Below are 18,875 nucleotides of genomic sequence, written 5' to 3'. Positions count from 1 at the left end.
CTCCAATAGATATCCATGCTTTCCCGATTCAGCATCCTACTCATTTGCCTGACACCACTGGCCGCCGCCCAGACCGACTTCGCCTCGGAACGCCTCCTCGGCATCGCCAACAAAGAGGAAAAGATCTACAAGAAGATCGCGGAGGACCCGGAGTTCTATTCCGCGACGGACCTGGACCGGCACATCCAGGAACTGGTCGATGCCTACCGCTCCTATCTGGCCGACAACCCCGATGATCCGAGTGCCTACATCCTCTACGGGAAGCTGCTCCGCCGCCTGGACGAGAATGAGCAGGCCTTTGAGTCCTTTCTCAAGGCCGACGAATTGGACCCGAACATCGCCGTGGTCAAACAACAAATCGGCACCCATTTGGCCGAACAAGGCAAAGGGAAGGCGGCCCTTACTTTCTACCTGCGGGCAGTCGACCTCGAACCCGAGACTGCGGTCTACCACTTTGCATTGGGACAGTTACTCTACAGGTTTCGTGACGATTTCCTGAAGGAGAACATCTTCACACGCGACGCACTGGACCGTGAGATGCTGCGCGCGTTCCGGCAGGCCGCCGTACTGGAACCCGAGAATTTCGATTTCCAGATGCGCTTGGGGGAAGCTTACTACGACCTAGCCAGCCCCGACTGGAAAGCCGCCCTGCTGCACTGGAAGAAACTGGCGAAAACCGCCGACAGCGACCTGCGCCTCGAAATCATCCACCTGCACCAAGCCCGGACACTCGGCAAATTGGGCCGCTACGAAGAAGCCCAAGAGTTGGCCGACACCGTGCAGACCCCCGGTCTGCAATACTCGAAAAACGTCGTCCTCGATGAAATCCGCCAGCACTAGACTGAACCGATGACACCCGAACACCTGGCCAACGGCCTGATTTTATACCTGATCCTTGTGATTTGCCTGAGCGTACACGAATGGGCCCATGCCTTCGTGGCCGACAAGCTGGGAGACACGACACCGCGGTCCCAAGGACGTGTCACCCTGAACCCGATTGCGCACATGGACCTGATCGGCACGGTCATCCTGCCGCTGGTTATGATTCTCTTCAATCCGGGCTTCGTGATCTTCGGCTGGGGCAAGCCGGTCATGATCGACAAACGCAAGTTCAAGAACTGGAAGCGCGACGATATCCTCGTCAGCATGGCCGGGCCGGCCTCCAACCTTCTGCTCTGTGTTCTGGCAACCATCGTCGGCGGCTTTCTCATGCGCTTCAATCCGGAACTCTCGGATCTCTTCGTCCGCTTCATTGTGGTCAATGCCATTCTTCTGGTCTTCAACCTTGTCCCCATTCCGCCCCTCGACGGTTCGCATGTATTGAAACACCTGATCGGGATGAAGGAGCTCACCTACTTCAAACTGTCTCGCTACGGTTTTCTCATACTTCTCGTCCTGATCAACTTCCCCCCGTTCCAGAAAGCCATCGGCATTGCCATGTTCGCGGTGACGGGTGTCTTCACGAATCTGGCTCAAATCATTGCCGGCGGATGAGTCGGCAGGGCCACCGGGCTGAATTAGAAAATTCCCGTTATCCTTTCAGCTTGAAAGCCTCTTCCGCAAAGGTTCACATAAGGGCCAATGAAGCAGTCCCGGCTCCAAAAGATACTCCTTAAGACACTCACTATCTGTACGTTTCTAGCTTGCAGCCCGATTAGTTTCACCCAGGCCTATGCCGAAGGACCACCCCCCTTCGCCTTGGAATACAGGGACTGGTTATTATGGAACAAGAATACAGTGCATGCAGCACTGTCAGGTTATAATCAAAATTCGCGACAGTACTATTTGGTATCTCCGGATGGAAAAGGAATGGAGATATCCGCCAACAGTTTAAGCACTTCGGATAAACTGTACATCAAAGGCATCCTGGCCCCCTTGACGACTCCCCGTTACCCCTATCCGCCCTTACCATGGGGACAGGCTTTTCTTTTTGAGGATCAACTCTCAACCCGGCCCATGCACCTATACACAGGTCCGGCAGCCCGGACTCCCCCCGAGTATGAATTGGCAAAGTTGAATTACGAGGACGACCCACGATTCAACAATTTCGCAGGTTGCCTACAAACGACACTGACCTTCCTAGGCGAAGCCAGCGAATGGTCGCATTTTGAAACCGCCTTCTCAAAGACACCCGAGAACAAATTTGACGTCATCCACGCAGCCCGTCAAATCAGACGACAAGGCGTGCATTTCACACTAGCGCCCAATGAGCTGGCGAGGGAAAATTCCATGCGGACCGGATCTTATTCCCGAATTGAAACCGACCCAAAGGACTTCATTGACGGCATACGTTGGTTTATCGGCTACCAGCATACTCCGGTCATCTGCTATTCAAGGCAGCAGAAGAAGTCGTACCTGCTGGTTGGCTACGATATGATCAAGGAATACTTTTACTACAAGGAGGACAATTCTTCGGCAGACCCGAAACGAATGTCTTTCAAGCAGTACGAACAATCCAAACCGGTCATCCTCGGCTTTTTTAGAGCGACAACCGAGGAGGAGATCCGAGCGCTGAATGAAGCACAACGCAGGGAGCAGGCACTGAGTCTCCTGAAAAAGGGGAACTTCAAGAATATGCGGGTGCTGGCCGAGCAACTGTATCGTGAAGGAGCCAATGTCTCCTACCTCGATTACAACTCAGCCAATACCGCAAGAAGCAAGAGCAAGACCCGCGACTATGCTCGCGATAAAGCCATCGAACGTGTCCTGATCTCTCTGGAAAAGGACTATCTCGCCGTACTACCTTACTACGACGGGAAAAACATGCATATCATCGTTGTCACCGGTTACGACAAGAGTACCCATGATTTCAAATGCCTTTGTATGTCAACGGTTAGCCGCCAGTTCGTCGACCGCCAATTCAGCAAGGGAGACTTAATTCAAAGCTGGATCGGCGAGAGTCCGCGTGGTTGGCATCTGGAAGTACTGGAAGTCAGTTTGTGAGGCTACACACAGGAACCTTAAAGTAAGAGGAGGCGCTTTTATTTTTCAGCCTCCACCTGGAGTGAATCCTGAGGCACCCTTACTAAACGAGTTGCCATCAGGAGCAAAACACACACTCAAACTCCTCCTCTGCAAGGGGAGGTGGCCCGGCTCGCCCGGGACGGAGGGGTCTAAACTCAAGCCTACCCATTGAATCACTCGACTGGATCGAGCTCACGAATAACCTTTACGCAAGTCTGATCCGATGGCATCCGTCCACTTCAACAAGCCCTTCCCCGCAAATCGACGATGAACATGAATGGCACGGACTTAATGAGGGGAATTGAATATTTGGGCCTATAGAGGCTTTGGGCGGTAGTGGCTGCTTTAGCTACCATATTACGTCCTGCAGGTGCGTCGACTTGCTGGCGACTGAAGTCGCCACTACGGATCATTGCCTTAAGTCCGTGCCATTCACGATGAACATAAAAAAGCGCCTCCGGAGAGGCGCTTTCGTCGACTAAGAAAATATGTTTCTAGTAGCGGTAGTGCTCGGCCTTATAGGGGCCCTCGACTTTGACCCCGATATACGCCGCCTGCTTTTCGGTCAGCGTGGTCAGCTTGCAACCGATCTTCTCCAAGTGCAGACGGGCGACTTCCTCGTCGATGTGCTTCGGCAGGATGTAAACACCCGGAGTGTATTTCTCGACCTGCTTCCAGAGTTCGATCTGGGCCAGGGCCTGGTTGGTGAAGCTGTTCGACATGACGAAAGACGGGTGTCCGGTCGCGCAACCGAGGTTCACCAGACGACCTTTGGCCAAGAGGTAAATGCTGTTGCCTCCAGGGAAGGTGTACTTATCCACCGCCCCTTGATCGTCGGGCTTGATTTCCTCGACTTCGACACCGGGCATGTCGCTCAGCTTGCTGACTTCGATCTCGTTGTCGAAGTGGCCGATATTACAAACGATCGCCTGGTCCTTCATCTTGGACATCGCGTCGGCTGAAATGATTCCGTAGTTACCGGTCGTGGTCACATAAATATCCCCCCAGCCCAGCGTATCTTCGACCGTCAGCACACGGTAGCCTTCCATGGCTGCCTGCAGCGCACAGATCGGGTCGACCTCGGTCACAACGACCTGGGCGCCCATGCCACGCATGGCAGCGGCACAGCCTTTGCCCACATCACCATATCCGCAGATAACGGCCACCTTGCCGGCCACCATGACGTCGGTGGCACGCTTGATGCCGTCGATGAGGGACTCGCGGCAGCCATAAAGATTGTCGAACTTCGACTTTGTCACCGAGTCGTTCACGTTGATGGCAGGCACCAGCAACTTGCCGTTTTTGTGCATCTCGTAGAGACGGTGCACGCCGGTGGTGGTTTCCTCTGAAACACCCGACCAGTCCTTCACCACCTCATGCCAGTGGTTCGGGCTCTCGGCCTTGACCTTCTTGAGGAGGTTCTTGATCACGGCTTCTTCCATGCTCTCCGAGTCGGAATTGACCCAGTCATCGCCATCCTCGAGCTCATAGCCCTTATGGATCAGCAGGGTGGCATCCCCGCCATCGTCGACGATCAGCTGCGGGCCGGAACCGTCCGGCCAAGTCATGGCCTGATAGGTGCACCACCAATATTCTTCCAGCGTCTCCCCCTTCCAGGCGAAGACCGGAACATCCAGATGCTTGGCCACATAGGCTGCGGCGTGATCCTGGGTGGAGAAAATATTGCAGGAGCACCAGCGCACATCCGCCCCCAACTCCTTCAGGGTTTCAATCAGGACCGCAGTCTGAACCGTCATGTGCAGGGAGCCCATGACACGAACGCCCTTCAGCGGTTGCTCCTTCGCGTATTTCTCACGTGTCGCCATGAGACCCGGCATCTCATGCTGCGCGATCTCGATTTCCTTGCGGCCGAAGTCGGCCAAGTTGATGTCTTTGACCTTATAGTCGGTCTTGGTCTCGGTTAGTGTACTCATCTGATTCGTATATTGTAATTTAAATTGTGTGCCCGTGAAGAAACGCGAAGAGGCGCGAAGATTATTTGGTGTTGGCGATACGCTCCCATTCGAGTCGACCGTAGGCTCCGAAATTGACCAGCAAGCCCAACGGATAGCCAGTAGCTGACAGGTAGTTGAGAACCTGAGAGCGATGTTCGTCGGTCAATTTCTTGACTGCCTTTATTTCTAGAATGATTTGATCAAAAACGAAGAAATCAGGCTTGTAGTGGTGCTTTAGCTCGCGGCCTCGATATTCGAGCTGGAGCGTCGCTTGTGGCACGAATCCGATGCCTTCGAGCTCAAAATCGATCTCCAAACATTCCTGATAAACCGGCTCAAGGAAGCCATTGCCCTTATCCGAATGCACCCGCATGCAAGAACCAATGATGGCATAACACTCATCCTTAAAAATCAGAGTCGTATCTTCACTCATATCAACCTCCCTTCGCGTTTCCTTCGCGTATCTTAGCGGGACAAGCTACAGTGCCGCCTTAAGCGCCTCCGCCTTCGCGGTGGACTCCCATGGCAGGTTTTCCTTCGCGAAGTGCCCGTAATGGGTGGACTCGCGGTAAATCGGTCGAAGGAGATCCAGTTGGCTGACGATATCCGCCGGTTTGAAGCTGAAGACTTTCTGGGCGGCCTCGGCGATCTTGCTGTCCTCGACAGTGCCGGTACCGAAGGTGTCCACGTGGATGCTGGTCGGATACGGGTGCCCGATCGCATAGGCCACCTCCAACTCGCAAGCTTCGGCCAGTCCGGCCGCCACGATATTCTTAGCGACCCAACGCGTAAAATAAGCGGCCGAGCGGTCCACCTTGGACGGATCCTTGCCGGAAAAGGCCCCACCGCCATGACGGGCCCAACCGCCGTATGTATCCACGATGATCTTACGGCCGGTCAAGCCGGCATCCCCTTGCGGGCCCCCGATCACGAACTTGCCGGTCGGGTTGATCAGGTATTCGGTGTCATCCTTTAGCAATTCAACCGGAAGCACCTTGCGGATCACCTCTTCGATACAGAATTCACGAATCTGGGCCTTGCTCACCGCCTCGGTATGCTGCGTTGAGATGACCACATTCTTGATCCCAACGATCTTGTTACCATCGTACTCCACCGCGACCTGGCTTTTCACATCCGGACGCAACCAAGGCACTTGAACTTCCTTGCGCTGACGGGCCATCTCACGGAGCAAGCGGTGGGCAAACATGACCGGTGCCGGCATGAACTCGGGTGTCTGGGTGCAGGCATAGCCGAACATGATTCCCTGATCTCCGGCTCCCTGCTCGGCGGTATCCTTCCCCTCTGCAGACGAAGCGTCGACCCCCTGGGCAATGTCGGACGATTGTGCGGTCAGAATATTCGAAATGAAGACCTTGTCGGCATGGAAGACATCGTCGTCGTTCACGTAGCCGATCTCCCGGATCGCCTGGCGTACAATGGCTTCGTAGTTGAGCTTCGCATTCGTGGTGATCTCTCCCGCGAGAATCACACAGTTGCTTTTCACCAGAGTCTCACAGGCAACACGGCTGGCAGGGTCCTGCTCAAGACACGCGTCGAGGATACTGTCGGAAATATAATCGGCAACTTTGTCGGGGTGGCCCTCACCAACGGACTCGGATGAAAAGATAAACTGATTGCTCATAAGGCGGCAGTATCCACGGCCACCTCATGAAATGCAAGATTTACATCAACATATCAGGATAAATTGATACGTACTTCAAATTTCGGACCCATGCCCTCCCACATCGAAGCGGTAATCCATGGTACGTATCGACTGCCGGGGGTGGACGACCTGCATCACCTGGCCGATACTGCAGTGCGATTGCAGGGGATGCCTTAACTTGCGCTCCGGGTGAATCCGGTAGCGATTGCGGCGGCCCACCCGCTCCCGGCTCAAGTAGCCGGCTTCCTCCAGATCTGCCACAATCCGCTGCACCGCCCGCTCGGTAATCCCGATATCCAAGGCGACCGTACGCAAGGGCTGCTCCGGATCGCGCGAAAGATAGAAGAACACCTGTGCGTGGTTGGTAAAAAAATCCCATGAATGAGTGGCGGGCATGAATGAGTGCTAACAGCAGAATCCCCTGAAATAAAGCACGAAATAGTTTTCGTATATCAAGCAAGCACAGGGTCAGATTTGTCGCTTCGGGTTTGCCTATTGTGTCACATGGGGGATGGTGGGGAGATGAGCGGAATTCGGTGGTGGCAATGGCCCAATGTACTGGCATGGGATGCCGCCTTGGTGGCACTGGCTTGGCAAGCCCTTCTGGCCGCCGGTCTCGGCCGCCCCTGGCATCCGGCGGCGGCCACTGTGCTCGGCCTGTCGGTTTGGTTGACCTATCTGGCAGACCGCCTGTTTGATGTCCGACAGCGTCGGGCAGATGATTTACTTTCGGTCCGTCATCGATTCGCCAAGCGTCACAGCAAGCGGCTTTGGTACATTTGGTTTGGCGTACTGCTAATCGACATGACACTGGCTTTCGCCCTACTGGATCAGCCACAATTGAACCGTGGTTTCCTAATCCTCGGATTGAGTGCGACCTACACCTACTTGAATCAACGCCTCTCCCCTCGTTTTTTTCCAAAGGAAATCTGTGTGGCAATCATCTTCGCTGGAGGTAGCGCAGCCCTGCTGCCACCTCCCTTCCCCTGGATACCCGCGCTGGCCCTCGCCTTACTGTGCTTTATCAACTGCCTGATGGTCGCATCACGGGAGCGTGAAGTCGATGCCGCACTCCGAGTACATTCCCTCACACACTGGCCGCTCCTCCCGCAAATGGCTCTAGTCAGCCTGATGGCGGTCCCAGTGGAATGGCTCCTACCACCGGCCCATCAGATTGCACATCTCTTATCCTTGGCAGCCTTGGCGGGTCTATTTGTCAAACGCCATAAGATTCCGGTCGAGCACTACCGTGTCTTTGCCGACAGCGTTCTTATCGTGGCACCGCTTACCACACTGGCGCTGCTGTAGCAAAGCGGTATCAGTAACTGAACTGCAGGTCGCCCTGCTGCATCACTTGGAGCAAGCGTAGGAGACGGGTCGTATCCTGCGCATTCACATTCAGGGTGAAATCAAGCGGGACCCGGGTGTTGTCCTGGAGTGATTCACCGACAAACTTCAGCTGGACCGGCTTGTGCTCGCTCCCCCCTGGAAAGAACTGCAGATCGAAGCGTGAGATCGTGAGATCCCCCAAAGCCTTTTCAGCCATACGGTATTGCTCATAGCCTGAAGATTGCGGGCTCATTCCACCTGTCAGCAAGCCCTCGACAGGATACGAGAGATGCGCAGTTGACTGTTCGGACGGAAGACGAAGGTTGCCTCCTGCCAGGATCAGTCCGTCCCGCCAGGCCAAGTCAAGACTCCCGCTGACCCGACCTTGAACCCGTCCCTTAAACTGGGGAACCATGCTGGCTAGCGCATCGAGATCGATTTGATCCAGACGGACCTGCGAGTCGATCTCCCATGACTGCGGCTGAATCGAAAAATGAAGGGGCTCCACTTCCAGACGACCACCGAGAATCGAGGTTTCCAAGCCGTCCATGTAAACTTCACCGGTATCCTCGATACGAATACGGCTTTGCATGTCATCAATAACAGCCCCGGCGGCATCAATCTTTCCCGCCTTCAATTCCATAGCCCCCGAAGGGAAGTCTCCGGAGAAAGCATCCAGTTTAAATGAGGCCTGCACGGACTCAAGGGCAAGTGCCTCCGTCTTCCCCGAACGCAAGACGACCGCCCCATGCCCCGTCAGGTCATTGAGCTTCCAATCTTCGAGCTGCAAGGTCATTGCCGCCTCGGCTCCCGCATCCATGATCCAGCCTTCAAACTTCGCCCCGGTCAGCGCACGCAGTAGGCTTGCATCAAGCTTCGGTGTCGTCACTTCAGCCAGAAAACTCCCCGTTCCTTCCAAGGCATCGAATCGACGGCCTCCAGTTTGTTCGAGCGAGATACGATTCGTTTCCGCCGTAAAGACGAGCCCCAGACCGTGGTCCGAGAGCGTGACACCACCATGTGCTTCTCCCGGATTCCAGCCCCGGTAACGTAACGAATCGAATGGCAGGTCGAGATACACCCGAAACTTGCGCGGTGCGGATAATGCCAGGCCCAAGCCGGTCCCCGGCGATCGCCCATCCGCCTCCGGGGCAAAAAACTCAAGCGGACCTGTGTTCGCGAGCAATGTAAGCATGAGTTCCTCGGGAGTTGCTCCCGACCAGCGGAGGTACCCAGAGGCCTCCATCATGCCGCTATGCCCATCGATTGGGTCAAAATACAATTCGACCCCCTCTTCGAGTAAGGATGCTTCCCATCCCGGAATCATACGGTCCAAAAAGCCCGGGATGTCTTCAATGCCGAGCGTATAGTCCACCCCAAGACGCGGCTCATCTGCAATCCGCTTGAGCATAACCCCCGTATGAAAACCAGCCCCCGTCAGTTCAAGCACGAGGCTCGTGACACCTGCCGGTAGATGCTCCAAATCTGCCCGAAGCGCAACCGGGATCGTTTGCTCTCCCCTCCGCAACTCCAGCTCCGATAGATCAAGCGTCAACATCAGGGCAGGCAACTCCCCCATCAGGGCAGAGACCTGGGCAACCTGTGCCGGCAAGCCGGACAACAAGTTTTCGATAGTAGCGGTCAAGTCTGCGGAACCTGGCTCGGCGGCCTCCCCATCCGGAAGATGCCACAGCACACGGGCACACCGAACATCCAGAACCGTCGGAAGCGAGGGCTGTGCAAGCGATAACCAAGTACCGGACAACTGCAACTGTTCCAGTTCCAGTCCAGGCTCACGATACCAAGCCATCTGCACTTCAAACCCCTGCAGGCTCAGGCCGATACGCTCGATAGCGCACTGGGCTTGCCGTGCCTGGAGGTAAGGCTGGAGCGCCCATTGTAATAGGCTCGGCAGTTGCCAGAGGCAAAGAAACAGGCCAAGACCCAAAAGTATGAATCCGATCAAGACCAGTCGAATGAGTCGGTTCAGCCCTGTTCCATGCATGAGTCAGGCTGTCACAAAAGCCGTTTTTCGGCTAGTTCAAAGTGAAAAGCGAATCAAACAAGCCCGGGTTTACCCGTATTTGGTGGACATTGACGCCCCGGAGGAGCGTCTCACCAGAATAGAACTCGATTTTCCGAGCAAACCAGACCTCCTGAGTCTTAGTGAAATGAGAGAAAACCATCCGTTCGGACTTCTCCTCACCGGACTCAGACACTTTGGGTCGTGACAATTGTACTTCCTGAAAATGCTCCAGACTGAGCCAGATATAGTCAAAACGCATCGGTGCATCCGGCAGCACCTTCAAACGAACAGCCGGTTCGCCGTTGATCTCCTCGATCGCTTCGACTTCAAGATAGTCCTCCCGACCGTCCATACGATAAAACGGTCCGTCGATATATACATCCCGCAAAATATCCTCACGATCCGCCCCGGTCACTTCTTCTTGCCGGACCTCCCCTCCGACAGATTCCCAACGCTTCCAAACCTGTTCGCCATCCGTAATCGTTTCGACCGAAGAATCCCCGTAATCGATAATCATGCGCATTTTGGATGGACGCTTGCGATAGATTTTAAGCGACACTGGCTTTACGCCGGGAGCGTCTGACAGTGACTCACAGTTGACAATGAGACTTTGTATACCAGCAATCCCCGAACGACCACCATTGGCTTTCGTATAGTTATGGTAAAGCTCGGTCAGGCTGGGCAAAGAAGCCTCTGCCATCCCCGCGGAGACGAGGCAAAACAAGCAAAAACAGGATAGCTGTATCCCTTTTGAAATCTGAAGGCGAACTCGCCGCATGTACCCATGGCAAAGCCAAAGCGCCGCCAAGTCAATCGCAGGAAAAGCCTGTTTCCTTATTCCGTAATATCAGGTGCCAAAACGACACGAAAACCGATTGAATTACTATTCAAATCCTCTCGCACCGAATCACGCGCAGCGGAACGAACTCGCACGGCAAAGTCCTCCCAACTGCCGCCGCGTACGGTAATACGGCCACCGTCTTCCTCTCGCGGGCGGGGATCCACCTGATCACGCCCCTCCAAACGTCCATTATAGACGTCCAAGGTCCACTCTTTCACGTTCCCATGTACATCGTAGAGTCCCCAATTATTGGGTGCAAAGGACCCCACTTTATGCGTACCGTAACCATCGGCGCCCGAAGTCCGGACCGAATCCGGCGGATACACGCCACGAAAAGCGCCCATACTGGAATCCGCTTCATCGCCAAATGAAAATGCGCCCGTCGTACCGGCCCGCGCTGCATACTCCCATTCCGCCTCCGTCGGCAAACGGTAGACATAGCCCTCCGGCAAACGGTTGGCATCCGCTTCGAACTTGGTCAACAAGCTGCAGAAATATTGGGCATCTTTCCAAGACACGGAATCGACCGGGTGCTGACCGGTGCCAAATTCGGAAGGATTTTGCTCCATCAGCCCACGGTATTGGGACTGGGTCACTTCATAAGTCCCCATCCAGAATCCACGGGTAAAGGTGACCGAACCCTGTGGTCCCTCGTTTGGCAAACGTCCGGGTTCCCGCATCGGGCTGCCCATCAGAAATGTACCGGCAGTCACCCAGGAGAATTTCAAACCAAAATACGGCATGGTCCAGGACTGACCGGCAGTCGGTCCGGGAATCGGAACCGGTTCGACCTTCCAGTCGATTTGCTCCGTCGGTTCCATTTCAAACCGTCGCACCATGGTCAAGTGGTTGGGAATCTGCAGCTCGAATTCGACAGGCTGATTGGCCGGAACCGACACCTGTCCGTTTACAATCTCAACTTCCGTTCCATTCAGCCGCACGCCGGCATTCAAATCCCCCGGAATATCCAATGCAATGTAAGCCGGTTTGGGCGTCAGCGAAAGCGCGATTGCCTTGCGCTCCCGGTCCTTAATGCTAAACTCAAGCAAATCCGAGGCGTATAGGGGATGCTGCAAACGGATCTTGTGCTTCCCCTGTGGAACTTGCCGTAAAGCATCACTATCCGGACGATACTGAAAACCGTCCAGTTCTACCCGTACATCCTGCGACAAGGATTTGATCTCGTCATCCAAGACCCCGGAAAATGAATAAGAGAGCTCGAGTTCACCGGACAAAGGCACAAGCGACTCGAATGAAACCAACATATCCTGCCCCGCCGCGACTTCAATCCGCTTGGCCAGCGGTCGATAGCCATCCAGATAGACCGCCACCAGGTAATGTTCACTGGGATCGACCTCTTCAATGGTCAGCGGAGAGAGCCCCAGATCCTTCTCGTTGATTAGAACCCTGGCACCGGATGGATTCGTTTGGACCGTTAAGCTTGCAGGCAGGGCCACGAGAGGGATCTGAAGTTCAGTCACTTCACCAAAGGATACCTGCTGGTTATCCAGTACCTTTTCCTGAAAGCCCTTCTTACGGACAATAATTTGATAAGTTCCGGCAAAGATGCCCTTTTTTAGAAAGAAAACACCATCCTGATTCGCCACCCCAAGCTCGATCTCCAAGCCTCTTTCGTCAACCACCGAGATAGAAGCACCAGGCTCCGAGATGATCTGAAAATCAGTCCAGGCCGGCTTCAGGTCGACTTCAACTTCGGTCAGTTCATGATTGGCAATCGTCAGCTCAACCGTGGAATCGAGGTGATGCGGCGCGGAGACTCTGACCGTGTAATGACCGGTCTGGACCCGAAGATCCAACTGACCGTTATTCGCGATAAAGCTGTCTCCAAAACGCAAGAACTCAATTTTGGCAACTGAAGGGCGGACCAAGACCCTGAGGTTGGCTGGACGCCCAGCCTCGGCCATGACTGCAACATGTCGCACATACTCGACATCATTCGTATAGGTCACCTGAAGGAAAGAGGCCATGAGCGCGGCCAGCGTGAGTCCAACCACGCCAATAACGGAAAGCCGGTAGACGCGGGAGGCGACATTTCCACGCGCCAAGATGCTTTTGGGCACAGGTATCCGGTCAATTTGACGCTGAATCAAGCCGGCCCGCTCGGATTCAGGCTCATGCTCCGTTTTTTTGAGGCCGAGCAGTGCGAGCTTGCAGGAGGGGTAGCGATCCTCCCGGTTTAAGACCAAGGACCTTTCAAAATAATTATTCCAGCTGCCGGCCAAGCCCTCGATCAAACGACCGGGCGGCGTAAAATGCCCCGGCTGCGCCTTCTGTCCCGTCAGTAGCCAATAGCCCACAACCGCCGCACCATAGATATCGACCCGCCGGTCCTCCGCCACGCCGGAACGGTATTCCGGGCTCATGACATCGAAGGAACTCAGGCGGCCGGGGGTTTTACTTGAAACAAGCGGTGAAACTGAAGCCGAAACAATCGACTCGAAAAGCTCGACATCGACCGTGGCTTTGATCCCCACTCCAAGCACGGTCAGCGTCTCATCTTCCTGGATAAAGATCAGGTCGGAATCGAGATCGCGATGATCCAACTTCATGCTGTGGGCGTATCCGAGAATACCGAGCAGCTGCGCAAGTATATGGCTGCTGGCTTCAGTCCCGAGCCCCGACTTCCCCGGATCTCCATGCTTAGCGAAATACTGGCTCAGAGACCTGCCTTTGACCGCTTCAAGAAAGATACAATCGCGGTCGTTGATACGGGCAATTTCGAGGATCCGCGGAATCCCCTCGTGTTTGCACCCCTGAAGCGACTTCCGCAGTACTTCCAGACGTTTTGGAAAGCGCTCGTCATTCAGACTTCTGGGATGAAACACACCGACCGTGACATCATGCAGGTCCCGCACATGCTGCATGTGATAGTAATTCGCAATCAGCCCCGCGCAGAGACAGCGCACCACACGATAGTTCCCGAAGCTTTCCCCGGACTTCAACACACGATGATTGAGGCGGTCCTTATGGGCGGAATTGGGGGCGTTCCCTGACTGCGAATCCTCGTTCTCCATGTATACCAATTAAGACGACGCGAAAAAGGCCTCGACGGTTTCAATAATGCGATCCACCGCCGCGAGCTTGCCCTGACCTTCATAGCCGCAGGCAAGCATTCCGCTATCAGGCTCGATAAAATGGTAGCCGCGCTCCCGCAGCAAGGCCAGGTTGGCCTGAGTGGCGGGATGCGCCAGCATCTTGCCATTCATGGCAGGCGCAATCATCACCGGAGCCGGGGTGGCCAGGTGAATCGATGAGAGCAAGTCCGGAGCGAGGCCATGAGCAAACAAGGCAATGCAATTCGCCGTGGCCGGCGCCACCAGTAAGAGGTCGGCCTGGTCCGCCAAATCGATGTGCCCGGGTTGCCAGCCTTGCCCCTCCTTCCACAGATCGTAAGCCACCGGATTGCGAGCCAGGGTCTGCAAAGTCAAAGGCTGGATAATTTGGCATGCCGAGGCGGTCATCACCGGATACACGCGCGCGCCCTTCTCCGTCAGGCGGCTGGTGATATCGGCCGCTTTATAGGCGGCAATGGAACCTGTGATACCAAGCACAATGGTGCGCCCTTCAAGTACTGTATAATTATCGGCCACGTGTTAATGAATCTGATTCCAATTCCTTCAACTAACAAGCTCCAAGTAGGCAAAGCTGCGCAAGGGATGCAAGCCCGCGCTTGACAGGGCGCCCATGTCGGCATCTGCTCACTTCCAGATGCCTGACACATCCGGAAAGTATTGGATCGCCCTACGTGGGCTACGACTCGGTCTCCTCCCCTTGGGGGAGCACCGCTAATTCGTCGTGGGCTTCGGCCCGTTGTCATCCTTACAGTTTTATCTTCCGGAAATGATGCACATCCATTCGTGCATCCGAAAGACGCTTCTCATTTCCGGGAAAAAGCCCAAGCTTTTGAACCTTCTTTTTCCTTAGTATCATGCAAACCGGCAGCATAACCAAATACCGCCCCTTCTCCAAGATCCACTTGCCCGACCGCCAATGGCCGGACAAGGAGATTACCCATGCGCCCATCTGGACCAGCGTGGACCTGCGCGACGGCAACCAGGCCCTGGCCATCCCGATGACGGTCGATGAAAAGCTTGAGTTTTTCGACCTGCTGGTCGCCATCGGCTTCAAGGAGATCGAAGTCGGCTTTCCCTCTGCAAGCGACACCGAATTCCGCTTTATCCGCAGTCTGGTGGAACAGAACCGCATCCCTGACGACGTCACGGTACAGGTACTGGTGCAGGCCCGCGAGCACTTGATTCGGCGCACTTTTGAAAGCTTGCAGGGCGTCAAGCACGCGATCGTGCACCTGTACAATTCAACATCCCCACTACAACGCCGGGTCACATTCAATAAGACCAAGGCTGAGATCAAGGAAATCGCGATCGAAGGCGCCAAGCTGGTCAAGAGCCTGGTGCCGACCATTCCGGACACCCATATCCGCATGGAATATTCGCCGGAAAGCTTTTCCGACACCGAGGTCGAGTACGCACTGGAGGTCTGTGAAGCGGTCATGGACGTATGGGAACCCACAGAGGAGAACAAGATCATCCTCAACCTCCCGGCCACCGTCGAAGTGGCCACGCCCAATATCCATGCCGACCAGATCGAATGGTTTTGCCGCAACATGAAGGAGCGAAACAAGGCCATCATCAGCTTGCACACGCATAATGACCGGGGGACCGGCATTGCCGCCACCGAGTTGGGCTTGATGGCGGGTGCCGACCGTGTCGAGGGCACGCTCTTCGGGAATGGCGAGCGCACGGGCAACCTCGACATCGTGACTGTCGCCCTGAACCTGTACTCACAGGGAGTCGACCCCAAGCTCGACTTCAGTAAGCTCGACCATATCCGCTCGGTCTATGAACGGGTGACGCGGATGTCAGTGCCCGAACGACAACCCTATGCCGGCGATCTGGTCTTCACCGCTTTTTCCGGCTCCCACCAGGATGCGATCAAGAAGGGTATGGACTTGCGCGACCGCGAAGCGGATCCCGAAGGCCTGTGGCAGGTCCCCTACCTGCTCATCGACCCCACCGATATCGGCCGCGATTATGAGGCCATCATCCGGATCAACAGCCAAAGCGGCAAAGGCGGCGTCGCCTACATACTTTCCCGTGACTATGGTCTGGAACTGCCCAAGCCCATGCATCCGGAAGTCGGCGAAGTCGTCAACAACATGGCCGACCAGAGCAGTCGCGAACTGAAATCGCTCGAGGTGCATGAGATCTTCCGCAAGGAATATGTCAATTTGTCGACCCCATTGGAGATCCATGCCATCGAGCGCGAGGACTTCTCCAAGACCGGCGAGGTACGGGTGGAGGCGGATGTGGTCTATCAAGGCATGGAGAAAAAGATCGACGGTACCGGAAACGGTCCGATCAGCGCGTTTGTGGATGCCCTGGAACAACAGGGATGGAAAGACTTCAATCTCATCGACTACCGCCAGCACTCCATCGGTGGCGGTTCCAAAACCAAGGCGGCCGCCTACATCCAGATCAAGCACCGGAACGGCAAGCACTACTTCGGCTGCGGCATTGACGCGAACATTGAGCTCGCCGGCCTCCGCGCTCTCGTCAGCGCCTTTAACCGCGCGCGAAAAGAAGCTTCATAATCAGCTCCCGCACGGCATGCGGCCCCGGCTCGCCGTTCAGGACATGCTCCATCCCGCTGAGCTTGCAACGCTCGGTTGAGATCGTGCGTCCTTCGGGAAGCACGCCGACCACCGTATTGACCCATTTGCCGGAAGCCTTCAGACGTAACTGGCGGGTCAGCTCCAGAGCCCGCGAAACATCGGCCATCCAGACAAACACAATGTCATAGTAGCGGCCCCGGTAGCCACGCTCGCTGAAGCTGTAGTCAGAAATATGATGCGGCGTATAGCCAAGCTTGCGGCAGGACAGGAGCAGCTTGGCGGTATCAGCCGGAGGCCCGACAATCAGAATATCGCAGGGGTGCTCTTCGGCAATCCGGTCGACCGATTCAAAGGGACTACGCGTCAGCTTTTCCAGTTTGGCGTTCTCATGCACAAGTTTACTGCGCACGGCGAAGCCGAAGGAGGAGCCCACTCCCGGACAACTGTCGAGCCAGATGCGCCCGCCCATCGCGTGCACCAAGCGCTTGCAGATGGCCAGCCCGAGGCCGGTTCCGCCATATTTCCGTGTGGTCGAGGGATCCGCCTGGCTGAAAGCTTCAAAAAGTACCCCCTGGCGGTCCTTTGGAATCCCTATCCCGGTGTCGCGCACGACCACCTCGATGTATTCATGATCCGCCTGGTCCAGGTATCCGGTCGGTTCCAGCGGATCCGGCCGGCGCTCCGGCGACAATTCTTCCAGAAGGACCTTTCGGACCGAAACTTTCACATCACCCGCTTCCGTGAATTTCAAGGCATTCGCCACCAGGTTATTCACCACCTGCCGCAGGCGCTCCATGTCACCGAGCGCATATTCAGGGAGGTTGTCATCTAAGACCAAGGACAATTCCACGTTCTTCTCCGCAGCCCTTGTCCTGAAGAGCTTGATGGTGTCTTCGAAACTGAGACGGATCGGATACTCCTGTGTTTCCAGTTCAAGTCGCCCTGACTCAATCTTCGAAAAATCAAGGATGTCATTGACCAACAGGAGGAGGCTCTTCCCGCTCGTGTAAATCGTTTTGGCCAGGTCCTCCTGCTCCTCATCCAGTCCGCTATCCGAAAGGAAACTCGACAGGCCGATAATCGCATTCAGCGGAGTTCGTATTTCATGGGAAATTGTGGCCAGGAAATGCCCCTTGGCTTCGTTCGCCGATTCGGCTCGGTCCCTAGCTTGCTTCAAGTCGAACTCGATCTGCTTGCGATCCGAAACGTCATGCATCGTGCCCATGATTCGAATCGCGGCACCTTCCGCATCCCGCTCAGTCACTGTCACGCGATCTTCAACCCAGACATAGTTCGAATCCGTGCCTTTACGAATGCGGTATTCCACACTCAGGCTCGAACTGTTCGACCCCTCGAAGAAGCGGTCATAGGCCTCATAAACCCGCTCCCGGTCATCCGGATGCAAGCGAGACTTCCAGCATTCTAGCGGATCCACTTGCTCCTCATGCGGGACGTCCAGAATCCCGTACCAGTTTTCGTCCGCAAAGATCTTCCCCGTCAGGACATCCTGGTCCCAAAAGCCCATCACCGCATTGGCCAGAGCCGAACGCAAGCGACGCTGACTCGTGATAATCTGTTTTTCCTGTAAACGGGTCGCCGTCTCGTCAATCAGCAGGGACAAAGTCCCGTAATCCCGTAATTGGTCAATGTAGACTCGTGTCGTCAACAGGGTATAATGCCGGCTCACTCCTGCAATATCGACCAAGTCAATCGGCTCATAATGGACGTACCCCGGATCCTTATCGAGCAAGCTGCGAACGCCTTCTTCCCAATCCTCACCCAGGTCAACCGGTGGCTCAAGTGAACCGCTATTGAGAATGTCGTCTACAGACCGCCGGGTAAAGCCCGCCCAGCGCTCGTTCAGATAGACCGTACGGCCATTGCGGGCCCGCACCCAAATGCCGATCGGCAGGGAGTTGAACACCTTGTGCAGCGTTTGTGTCCCGCCTCTGGCCAATGTAGCGGAACGCTCCAGGTAGTCGGCCCCGATGGCGACCAGAAAGACGGTTAGAAAAAAGACCAGCAGGTAGGAAAAGCTCCACCATGGGTTGCCCTGCTCAAAGGGACCGAGAGAGAAGAAAAACGCCAGCAAGTGGACGATAAAGACGATCAAACAGGTATAGATCGCCCCCAGCAAGCCATGCCGGAATCCGGCATAAATCCCGACAGCATAAAACAACAATAAATAGAGGGCTCCGGCCGGGCTCCCCAAGCCTCCGAAATACATGGAAAGGAGAACCAGCACACCGAAACAAGGGTAGATCACAAAGGATTCCACCAATTGGAACGCCTGAATGCGCCCCGGGCTCATGGCACCTTCAACTCTCCGCGTAAGATTCATCGGAACGATTAGGTAGATTCCACTTCGTGAAGGCATCTTCCGCAAGCTAATAGCTATTCGGGAGTTATCTTATCTTTGCCCGCTTGGCCTCGATTGTGCTCTG

The 18,875-nt window shown here is 55.3% G+C and carries 14 protein-coding genes; 5 read left to right on the top strand and 9 right to left on the bottom strand.

Features of this window, described 5'->3' with window-relative positions:
- Window positions 1–15 precede the first annotated feature (15 nt).
- The 3 genes from O2597_RS03620 (at window position 16) to O2597_RS03610 (ending at window position 2,943) form a co-directional block, all read left to right on the top strand.
- Entirely contained in the window at window positions 16–840 is an 825-nt protein-coding gene (locus tag O2597_RS03620) for a tetratricopeptide repeat protein (RefSeq protein WP_269522826.1), read from the top strand.
- A 9-nt stretch (window positions 841–849) separates the two neighbouring features.
- Window positions 850–1,494, top strand: a complete 645-nt coding sequence (locus O2597_RS03615) for a site-2 protease family protein (RefSeq protein WP_269522825.1) — start codon at window positions 850–852, stop codon at window positions 1,492–1,494.
- Between the two features lie 462 nt (window positions 1,495–1,956).
- On the top strand, window positions 1,957–2,943 hold the full coding sequence (locus tag O2597_RS03610; RefSeq protein ID WP_269522824.1) for a hypothetical protein: 987 nt from the start codon (window positions 1,957–1,959) through the stop codon (window positions 2,941–2,943).
- A gap of 515 nt (window positions 2,944–3,458) precedes the next feature.
- Here the strand turns inward: O2597_RS03610 and ahcY are convergent.
- From ahcY to O2597_RS03590, 4 genes are all read right to left on the bottom strand, one after another.
- Window positions 3,459–4,898: an adenosylhomocysteinase gene (ahcY, locus tag O2597_RS03605; RefSeq protein WP_269522823.1), complete on the bottom strand. Its 1,440-nt coding sequence runs from the start codon at window positions 4,896–4,898 to the stop codon at window positions 3,459–3,461.
- A gap of 61 nt (window positions 4,899–4,959) precedes the next feature.
- Entirely contained in the window at window positions 4,960–5,352 is a 393-nt protein-coding gene (locus tag O2597_RS03600) for a GxxExxY protein (protein ID WP_269522822.1), read from the bottom strand.
- Window positions 5,353–5,397: 45 nt separating this feature from the next.
- Window positions 5,398–6,561 carry a methionine adenosyltransferase gene (gene metK / locus O2597_RS03595; RefSeq protein WP_269522821.1) on the bottom strand — a complete coding sequence of 388 codons (1,164 nt, stop codon included), beginning with the start codon at window positions 6,559–6,561 and terminating at the stop codon, window positions 5,398–5,400.
- A gap of 75 nt (window positions 6,562–6,636) precedes the next feature.
- Window positions 6,637–6,978 (bottom strand): helix-turn-helix transcriptional regulator, encoded by a 342-nt coding sequence (locus tag O2597_RS03590; RefSeq protein WP_269522820.1) that lies wholly within the window; start codon window positions 6,976–6,978, stop codon window positions 6,637–6,639.
- Between the two features lie 126 nt (window positions 6,979–7,104).
- Here O2597_RS03590 and O2597_RS03585 point away from each other — a divergent pair, with 126 nt between their 5' ends.
- Entirely contained in the window at window positions 7,105–7,890 is a 786-nt protein-coding gene (locus tag O2597_RS03585) for a hypothetical protein (RefSeq protein WP_269522819.1), read from the top strand.
- 10 nt (window positions 7,891–7,900) lie between these two features.
- Here O2597_RS03585 and O2597_RS03580 read toward each other — a convergent pair whose 3' ends face one another.
- The 4 genes from O2597_RS03580 to O2597_RS03565 form a co-directional block, all read right to left on the bottom strand.
- On the bottom strand, window positions 7,901–9,916 hold the full coding sequence (locus tag O2597_RS03580) for an intermembrane phospholipid transport YdbH family protein (RefSeq protein WP_269522818.1): 2,016 nt from the start codon (window positions 9,914–9,916) through the stop codon (window positions 7,901–7,903).
- A 31-nt stretch (window positions 9,917–9,947) separates the two neighbouring features.
- The gene (locus O2597_RS03575) at window positions 9,948–10,637 is read right to left on the bottom strand and encodes a hypothetical protein (RefSeq protein ID WP_269522817.1); all 690 of its coding nucleotides are present in this window, start codon (window positions 10,635–10,637) and stop codon (window positions 9,948–9,950) included.
- Window positions 10,638–10,771: 134 nt separating this feature from the next.
- Window positions 10,772–13,813 carry an SUMF1/EgtB/PvdO family nonheme iron enzyme gene (locus O2597_RS03570; RefSeq protein WP_269522816.1) on the bottom strand — a complete coding sequence of 1,014 codons (3,042 nt, stop codon included), beginning with the start codon at window positions 13,811–13,813 and terminating at the stop codon, window positions 10,772–10,774.
- Between the two features lie 9 nt (window positions 13,814–13,822).
- Window positions 13,823–14,389 (bottom strand): flavoprotein, encoded by a 567-nt coding sequence (locus O2597_RS03565; protein WP_269522815.1) that lies wholly within the window; start codon window positions 14,387–14,389, stop codon window positions 13,823–13,825.
- Window positions 14,390–14,727: 338 nt separating this feature from the next.
- Here O2597_RS03565 and leuA point away from each other — a divergent pair, with 338 nt between their 5' ends.
- Window positions 14,728–16,410, top strand: a complete 1,683-nt coding sequence (leuA, locus tag O2597_RS03560) for a 2-isopropylmalate synthase (protein WP_269522814.1) — start codon at window positions 14,728–14,730, stop codon at window positions 16,408–16,410.
- Here the strand turns inward: leuA and O2597_RS03555 are convergent.
- Entirely contained in the window at window positions 16,382–18,772 is a 2,391-nt protein-coding gene (locus tag O2597_RS03555; RefSeq protein WP_269522813.1) for a hybrid sensor histidine kinase/response regulator, read from the bottom strand. The two genes, leuA and O2597_RS03555, sit on opposite strands and share 29 nt — an antisense overlap.
- Window positions 18,773–18,875 lie beyond the last annotated feature (103 nt).

The sequence above is a fragment of the Coraliomargarita parva genome (genome assembly GCF_027257905.1).
GTDB classification, from domain to species: Bacteria; Verrucomicrobiota; Verrucomicrobiia; order Opitutales; family Coraliomargaritaceae; genus Coraliomargarita_A; species Coraliomargarita_A parva.
The sequence above is the reverse complement of the archived record's forward strand: the minus strand, read 5'-3'. Positions and strand labels throughout refer to the sequence as shown.